At 56.2% G+C, this 7,603-nt stretch carries 10 protein-coding genes and 4 tRNA genes; all 14 read left to right on the top strand.

What is annotated here, in order from left to right; all coding sequences use genetic code 11:
- Positions 1-154: 154 nt before the first annotated feature.
- The gene (gene birA, locus ABM562_RS22470; protein ID WP_115085061.1) at positions 155-1,114 is read left to right on the top strand and encodes a bifunctional biotin--[acetyl-CoA-carboxylase] ligase/biotin operon repressor BirA; all 960 of its coding nucleotides are present in this window, start codon (positions 155-157) and stop codon (positions 1,112-1,114) included.
- Positions 1,104-1,850 (top strand): pantothenate kinase, encoded by a 747-nt coding sequence (locus ABM562_RS22465; RefSeq protein ID WP_115085062.1) that lies wholly within the window; start codon positions 1,104-1,106, stop codon positions 1,848-1,850. The genes birA and ABM562_RS22465 overlap by 11 nt, the downstream gene beginning before the upstream one ends.
- A 7-nt stretch (positions 1,851-1,857) precedes the next feature.
- Positions 1,858-2,286, top strand: a complete 429-nt coding sequence (locus ABM562_RS22460) for a hypothetical protein (RefSeq protein WP_115085063.1) — start codon at positions 1,858-1,860, stop codon at positions 2,284-2,286.
- 152 nt (positions 2,287-2,438) lie between these two features.
- Positions 2,439-2,522, top strand: a tRNA-Tyr gene (locus ABM562_RS22455).
- Between the two features lie 24 nt (positions 2,523-2,546).
- Positions 2,547-2,620: transfer RNA gene (locus ABM562_RS22450), tRNA-Gly, on the top strand.
- A gap of 26 nt (positions 2,621-2,646) precedes the next feature.
- Positions 2,647-2,722 (top strand) — tRNA-Thr (locus ABM562_RS22445).
- A gap of 86 nt (positions 2,723-2,808) precedes the next feature.
- Entirely contained in the window at positions 2,809-4,002 is a 1,194-nt protein-coding gene (gene tuf / locus ABM562_RS22440) for an elongation factor Tu (protein WP_115085064.1), read from the top strand.
- A gap of 53 nt (positions 4,003-4,055) precedes the next feature.
- Positions 4,056-4,131: transfer RNA gene (locus tag ABM562_RS22435), tRNA-Trp, on the top strand.
- A gap of 45 nt (positions 4,132-4,176) precedes the next feature.
- Positions 4,177-4,545: a preprotein translocase subunit SecE gene (secE, locus tag ABM562_RS22430; RefSeq protein WP_045202238.1), complete on the top strand. Its 369-nt coding sequence runs from the start codon at positions 4,177-4,179 to the stop codon at positions 4,543-4,545.
- Between the two features lie 9 nt (positions 4,546-4,554).
- Entirely contained in the window at positions 4,555-5,088 is a 534-nt protein-coding gene (nusG, locus tag ABM562_RS22425; protein WP_010220294.1) for a transcription termination/antitermination protein NusG, read from the top strand.
- Between the two features lie 119 nt (positions 5,089-5,207).
- Positions 5,208-5,639 carry a 50S ribosomal protein L11 gene (gene rplK, locus ABM562_RS22420; RefSeq protein WP_115085065.1) on the top strand — a complete coding sequence of 144 codons (432 nt, stop codon included), beginning with the start codon at positions 5,208-5,210 and terminating at the stop codon, positions 5,637-5,639.
- Positions 5,639-6,334, top strand: coding sequence for a 50S ribosomal protein L1 (gene rplA, locus ABM562_RS22415; protein ID WP_038606147.1), 696 nt, complete (start codon positions 5,639-5,641; stop codon positions 6,332-6,334). Before rplK ends, rplA begins: the two co-directional genes overlap by 1 nt.
- A 200-nt stretch (positions 6,335-6,534) precedes the next feature.
- The gene (gene rplJ, locus ABM562_RS22410; RefSeq protein ID WP_045190247.1) at positions 6,535-7,035 is read left to right on the top strand and encodes a 50S ribosomal protein L10; all 501 of its coding nucleotides are present in this window, start codon (positions 6,535-6,537) and stop codon (positions 7,033-7,035) included.
- A 78-nt stretch (positions 7,036-7,113) separates the two neighbouring features.
- Positions 7,114-7,479 (top strand): 50S ribosomal protein L7/L12, encoded by a 366-nt coding sequence (gene rplL / locus ABM562_RS22405; protein ID WP_043861936.1) that lies wholly within the window; start codon positions 7,114-7,116, stop codon positions 7,477-7,479.
- Positions 7,480-7,603 lie beyond the last annotated feature (124 nt).

Raw genomic sequence — 7,603 nt, 5'->3', positions numbered from 1 at the left:
AATTCCGAAACCCCTATCTGCGTATGCAGGTAGGGGTTTTGTCTTTCTGGCATTTTCCTCTGTGCGCTCCTACTGCCGCTCCCACAACTCAGTTTTCTATGCAATCCCCACCTGCATGGCTATCATGCCCTCCTCATTGTGAGTCGAGATTGGCATGCTGAAGTTGTTGAAGCTCCTCAAGGATGGCCGGTTCCATTCCGGGCAAGACCTGGGCGCAGCCTTGGGCGTCAGTCGCGCCGCTGTCTGGAAGCAATTGCAGCTTCTTGAGGCTGAGCTGAACCTGCCCATTCATAAAGTCCGTGGCCGCGGCTATCAGTTGGCCACGCCGTTGTCGTTGCTGGAAGAGTCGGCATTAGCCGAGCTTTCCCAAGGTGAACAGTGGCCAGTGTTGATATTCGAATCCATCGACTCGACCAACGCCCAGGCCCTGCGCTCGATCAGCGAAGGCCAGGCTGCGCCGTTCCTGGTGCTGGCTGAGCGTCAGGCGGCCGGGCGTGGCCGGCGTGGCCGGCAGTGGGTCAGCCCATTCGCGGAAAACCTCTACTACAGCCTGGTGCTACGTATTGAAGGCGGCATGCGCCAGCTGGAAGGTTTGAGCCTTGTGGTTGGCCTGGCGGTAATGCGTACGCTGCAGGCCTTTGGTGTTGCCAGCGCGGGACTGAAATGGCCGAATGATGTTCTGGTAAACAATCAGAAAATCGCTGGCATCCTCCTGGAGCTGGTTGGAGATCCCGCGGACGTCTGTCACGTCGTGCTGGGGATTGGTATCAACGTCAACATGCAGGTCAACGAGCAGATCGATCAGCTGTGGACGTCTGTGCGTCGTGAGACAGGGGTGGCAGTCGATCGTAATAAGCTGGTGGCTGCGCTCAGTCAGAACCTGCAGCAGGATCTGCAGCGCCATCGGCAATCCGGTTTCGCCGCGTTCCAGGCCGAATGGGAACAATCCCATCTGTGGCAGGGGGCTGCGGTGTCCCTGATTGCCGGAGTCAACCGGATTGACGGAATTGTTCTAGGCATTGACCGGCAAGGGGCGTTGCGCCTCGAGGTTGATGGTGTTGAGAAGAGCTTTAGCGGTGGTGAGCTCAGTTTGAGGTTGCGTGATGATTCTTGAGCTCGATTGTGGCAACAGCTTTATCAAGTGGCGGGTAATCCATGCTGCACAGGGTGCTGTGGCTGCCGGCGGCATAGTGGACTCCGATCAGGCCCTGGTAGCGGCTGTCATGGCGCTCCCTGAGGCGCCCAGGCGCTGCCGCCTGGTCAGTGTCAGAAGTGAAGAGGAGACTGCCGGTCTTTCGGCGCTGCTCGCTCAGCACTTTGGCCTGAATGTTGTGGTGGCGCAGCCGGCCAAAGAGGTCTGTGGCGTGCGTAATGGTTACGAAGACTTCCAGCGCCTTGGCCTGGATCGTTGGCTTGCGCTCCTGGGGGGGTATCACTTGGCGGGCGGCGCTTGCCTGGTCATGGATTTTGGTACGGCGGCCAAGGCCGACTTCGTATCTGCCGACGGCGAGCATCTGGGTGGTTTCATTTGCCCGGGCATGCCGTTGATGCGCAGTCAGCTGCGTACCCACACCCGGCGTATCCGCTATGACGATGCTTCGGCTGAACGGGCATTGTCGAGCCTGGCGCCTGGGCGTTCTACTGTCGAGGCGGTGGAGCGTGGTTGCGTGCATATGCTGCAGGGCTTTGTTCGCTCGCAGCTCGAATACGCTCAGGGACTGTGGGGTGATGATTTCACCGTGCTGCTAACCGGGGGCGATGCGCTCCTGGTGCAGGAGACCGCGCCACAGGCCCGGGTGGTGCCGGACCTGGTGTTCGTTGGTCTGGCCATGGCTTGTCCCCTGGATTGAGGTGCCTATGCGTTGGTTGTTTCTGTTGTTGGTGGTGCTCAATGTCTTTTATTACGTCTGGCACCAGCAGGAAGCGCCGTTGAAGGCCAAGGAAGTGGCGCCGTTGTCGCTGTATAAGGGAAATCAGCAGGATATTCGTCTGCTGAGCGAGTCGAGCAAGGGTAAAACGGCGCCCGAGCGTGGCCAGGAATGCCTCTACGTAGGCGGCCTGGCGGGCCAGGATCAGGTAAAGGCACTGCGTCAGCGCTTGCTGACTCTGGATATTGCTGCTGTTCCGGTGACCGGCCGCCTGGGTGACAGCACTGGTTTGTGGCTGCAGATCGCGCCCCAGAGCCAGCGTTTGCTGGACCAAACCGTGCTTGGGACACTTTCCCATGATTTCAAAGACTTAAAACATAAAATAATGTTGTGCGAGGGTATTGCAACTGGCGAATAGCTTGATAGAATGGCGCCCGCTTCACAGGGAACACCACTCAGGTGGTAGAGCTGGAGGCGGTGTCAAAGCAGCTAAGTTTCAGATTTGATTGAAAAAATTTGAAAAAGCGCTTGACACTGGATCGGCTTCTGCATAGAATGCCGGCCAAATCTGGAGGGATTCCCGAGCGGTCAAAGGGGACGGACTGTAAATCCGTTGCGAGAGCTTCGAAGGTTCGAATCCTTCTCCCTCCACCAGTTTTAGCGAGAGCCGCAAGCTCCGCGGGTATAGTTTAGTGGTAGAACCTCAGCCTTCCAAGCTGATGATGCGGGTTCGATTCCCGCTACCCGCTCCAAGTTTACGGTTGTTGCACAGTGTTACGCTCTTGTAGCTCAGTTGGTAGAGCACACCCTTGGTAAGGGTGAGGTCAGCGGTTCAAATCCGCTCAAGAGCTCCATATAACTAAGGCAGATATGAAAATATCTGCCTTTGTTTTAATGGTCGTATTGACTTGCTTATTTCTTCTTGCTGAGGATTGTCTCGATGGCTAAGGAAAAGTTCGATCGTAGTCTGCCGCACGTGAACGTCGGCACCATTGGTCACGTCGACCATGGCAAGACCACGCTGACCGCAGCGCTGACCCGCGTCTGCTCCGAAGTTTTCGGTTCGGCCGTTGTTGACTTCGACAAGATCGACAGCGCTCCAGAAGAGAAAGCTCGCGGTATCACCATCAACACCGCGCACGTCGAGTACAACTCGAAGATTCGTCACTACGCTCACGTCGACTGCCCAGGTCACGCTGACTACGTGAAGAACATGATCACCGGTGCTGCCCAGATGGACGGCGCGATCCTGGTTTGCTCGGCCGCCGATGGTCCGATGCCACAAACCCGTGAGCACATCCTGCTGTCCCGTCAGGTTGGCGTTCCGTACATCGTGGTCTTCCTGAACAAGGCTGACCTGGTAGACGACGCTGAGCTGCTGGAACTGGTCGAGATGGAAGTTCGCGACCTGCTGTCCACCTATGACTTCCCGGGCGACGACACTCCGATCATCATCGGTTCGGCTCGTATGGCGCTGGAAGGCAAAGACGACAACGAAATGGGCACCACCGCTGTCAAGAAGCTGGTTGAGACTCTGGATGCCTACATCCCAGAGCCTGAGCGCGCTATCGACAAGCCGTTCCTGATGCCAATCGAAGACGTATTCTCGATCTCGGGTCGTGGTACCGTTGTTACCGGTCGTATCGAGCGTGGTATCGTCCGCGTTCAAGACGCCTTGGAAATCGTTGGTCTGCGTGACACCACCACCACCACCTGCACCGGTGTTGAGATGTTCCGCAAGCTGCTGGACGAAGGTCGTGCTGGCGAGAACTGCGGCGTGCTGCTGCGCGGCACCAAGCGTGACGACGTTGAGCGTGGCCAGGTTCTGGTCAAGCCAGGTTCGGTCAAGCCGCACACCAAGTTCACCGCAGAAGTTTACGTTCTGAGCAAGGAAGAAGGCGGCCGTCATACTCCGTTCTTCAAAGGCTACCGTCCACAGTTCTACTTCCGTACTACTGACGTGACTGGTAACTGCGAGCTGCCAGAAGGCGTTGAAATGGTAATGCCAGGTGACAACATTCAAATGACTGTTACCCTGATCAAGACCATCGCGATGGAAGACGGTCTGCGTTTCGCTATCCGTGAAGGCGGTCGTACCGTCGGTGCTGGTGTCGTAGCAAAGATTATCGAATAAGTAGTTGATTTCTCTCGATCAGGCCGACATAATGGTCGGCCTGATAAGCTTTTAGGTCAGTAGCTCAATTGGCAGAGCGACGGTCTCCAAAACCGTAGGTTGGGGGTTCGATTCCCTCCTGACCTGCCAGATTCACCTCGTGTGTCTGGCTTTCTTTTCACAGGATTTTCCTAGATGACTCCCAAGGCTGAAGCCCAAGACTCTCGTTTTGATCTGCTCAAGTGGCTGGCTGTTGTCGCTTTGGTAGTCGTTGGTGTTGTGGGTAACCAGTATTACTCCGCCTCGCCGATTCTGTATCGCGTACTTGCACTGCTTGCTCTTGCTGCTGTAGCTGGCTTCGTTGCCCTGCAGACTGCCAAAGGCAAGTCGTTCTTTGCGCTGGCAAAGGAAGCTCGCACCGAGATTCGTAAAGTCGTATGGCCAACCCGCCAAGAAACCACGCAGACCACGCTCATCGTAGTGGCGGTTGTCCTGGTTATGGCGTTGCTGCTGTGGGGTCTCGACTCCCTGCTGGGTTGGTTGATTTCCTTGATTGTTGGCTAAGGGTGTCCCGTGGCTAAGCGTTGGTACGTTGTGCATGCTTACTCGGGTTACGAGAAGCATGTAATGCGCTCGCTGATCGAGCGCGTAAAGCTGGCTGGCATGGAAGATGGCTTCGGCGAGATTCTGGTCCCCACTGAAGAAGTGGTTGAGATGCGCAATGGCCAGAAGCGCAAAAGCGAGCGTAAGTTCTTCCCAGGTTATGTGCTGGTCCAAATGGACATGAACGAAGGGACTTGGCACTTGGTCAAGGATACTCCTCGTGTCATGGGCTTCATCGGTGGTACTGCAGACAAGCCTGCACCCATCACCGACAAAGAAGCTGAAGCCATTCTGCGTCGCGTTGCCGATGGCAGCGATAAGCCGAAGCCGAAGACTCTGTTCGAGCCGGGCGAAGTGGTCCGCGTTATCGACGGTCCGTTCGCTGATTTCAACGGTACCGTTGAAGAAGTTAACTACGAGAAGAGCCGGATCCAAGTGGCCGTGCTTATTTTCGGTCGCTCTACCCCGGTAGAGCTCGAGTTCAGCCAGGTCGAGAAGGTCTAGCCGAACAAAGCATCCCATACCCCGCAGCCCTATGTGCTGCGGGGTTTTGTCGTCACTGGGATAAAACGCAAGTAATCCGGGGAGCCTTCAGGCGTTCGTACCCGATATTGGAGTAGCTCATGGCTAAGAAGATTCAGGCTTACATCAAGCTGCAAGTAAAGGCCGGCCAGGCCAACCCAAGCCCACCCGTTGGTCCAGCACTGGGTCAACACGGTGTGAACATCATGGAATTCTGCAAGGCCTTCAACGCCCGTACTCAGGGTCAAGAAGCCGGTCTGCCGACTCCTGTGATCATCACTGTTTACAGTGACCGCAGCTTCACCTTCGAAACCAAAAGCACCCCTGCTTCGGTTCTGCTGAAGAAAGCAGCTGGCCTGACCAGCGGTTCTGCACGTCCGAACACCGTTAAAGTCGGTACTGTGACCCGTGCTCAGCTGGAAGAGATCGCCAAGACCAAACAGGCTGATCTGACTGCTGCTGACATGGATGCAGCCGTGCGAACCATCGCCGGTTCTGCTCGCAGCATGGGCCTCAACGTGGAGGGTGTGTAATGGCTAAGCTGACCAAGCGCCAAAAGGCCATTGCTTCGAAAATCGAAGCAGGCAAAGTCTACAACTTCGAAGACGCAGCAGTGCTGCTGGCCGAACTGTCCACCGTGAAGTTCAGCGAATCCTTCGACGTTGCTGTCAACCTCGGTGTTGACCCACGTAAATCCGACCAGGTCGTTCGTAGCGCTACCGTGCTGCCACACGGCACTGGCAAGACCGTACGTGTAGCTGTCTTCACCCAGGGTCCTGCTGCTGAAGCCGCTCTGGCTGCCGGCGCTGACCGCGTTGGTATGGACGATCTGGCTGCCGAAATGAAAGGCGGCGACCTGAACTATGACGTCGTTATTGCTTCCCCGGACGCAATGCGTGTTGTAGGTCAGCTGGGTCAGGTTCTGGGTCCTCGCGGCCTGATGCCTAACCCGAAAGTCGGTACCGTAACTCCAGACGTAGCCACCGCGGTTAAAAACGCCAAGGCTGGTCAGGTTCGTTATCGCACCGACAAAAACGGCATCATCCACACCTCCGTTGGCAAAGTCGGCTTTGAAGCTGGCAAGCTGAAGGAAAACGTTGAAGCCCTGATCGCTGATCTGAAGCGCATCAAGCCAGCTTCCTCGAAAGGTATCTACGTCAAGCGCGTTACCCTGAGCACCACCATGGGCCCAGGTCTGGTCATCGACCAGAGCTCGCTGAACGCGTAAGACAAAACCCGGTGCGAGCGATCGCATCAGGTTGAAAAAATTGGGGTCCCTGCCTGGCGGGGGCTATCCAAGACCGTAGGCGACGCAAGTCTTAAACCACAAGCCTACGCAGATGGTGCCCCTGGTTCCTTACCGAATCAGACACCAAAACGACATCCGGCTCCGGCTGGATGAAACGGTAACAAGCAGGAGTTTTACCCGTGGCAATTAAACTCGAAGACAAGAAGGCCATCGTCGCTGAAGTCAACGAGGCTGCCAAAGTCGCTCTGTCTGCTGTCGTGGCTGATGCCCGTGGCGTGACTGTAGGCGCAATGACCGGACTCCGTAAAGAGGCTCGTGAAGCTGGCGTTTACGTACGTGTTGTACGTAACACCCTGCTCAAGCGCGCTGTTGCTGACACTGAATTCAGTGTCCTCAACGACGCCTTCACTGGCCCTACCCTGATCGCATTCTCCAACGAACACCCGGGCGCTGCTGCCCGTCTGTTCGCAGAATTCGCCAAGGGTCAGAGCAAGTTCGAGATCAAGGCAGCTGCGTTCGACGGCAAGTTCCTTGCCGCAAACCAGATCGACGTGTTGGCTTCCCTGCCGACCCGCGACGAGGCCATTGCGAAGCTGATGAGCGTGATCCAAGGCGCTACCAGCAAGCTGGCTCGTACTTTGGCAGCCGTTCGCGACCAGAAAGAAGCTGCTGCAGCCTAAGGCGCAGAAAGCACTTTCGAAATCATACGTTTAATTTGATGGCTGCGTAGGCTGTCACCCCAATACAGGATTTAAGTCATGTCTCTGACTAACGAGCAAATCATCGAAGCAATCGGCCAGAAAACCGTTCTGGAAGTTGTTGAGCTGATCAAAGCAATGGAAGAAACCTTCGGTGTTACCGCTGCTGTTGCCGCTGCCGGCCCAGCTGCTGCCGCTGCCGTTGTTGAAGAACAAACCGAGTTCAACGTTGTTCTGGTTGCCGCTGGCGACAAGAAAGTAAACGTGATCAAGGCTGTTCGTGAACTGACCGGCCTGGGCCTGAAAGAAGCCAAGGAAAAGGTTGATACCGCTCCTCAGGTTGTTGCTGAAGGCGTTTCGAAAGAAGCCGCTGACAAAGCTAAAGCTGACCTGGAAGCAGCAGGCGCTACCGTCGAACTGAAGTAATTTCGACTGTGCGTCTCCAGCCCGAGCGATAAGCGAAAGGCTGATGGCTGGTGGCTCTTGCCACCGGCCTTTTTCCGTTATTGGCAGCTGACCAGGTCGGCGCCGATAACGAGCTGCAACCACC

The sequence above is a fragment of the Pseudomonas sp. ZL2 genome, from assembly GCF_054788455.1.
The sequence above is the reverse complement of the archived record's forward strand: the minus strand, read 5'-3'. Positions and strand labels throughout refer to the sequence as shown.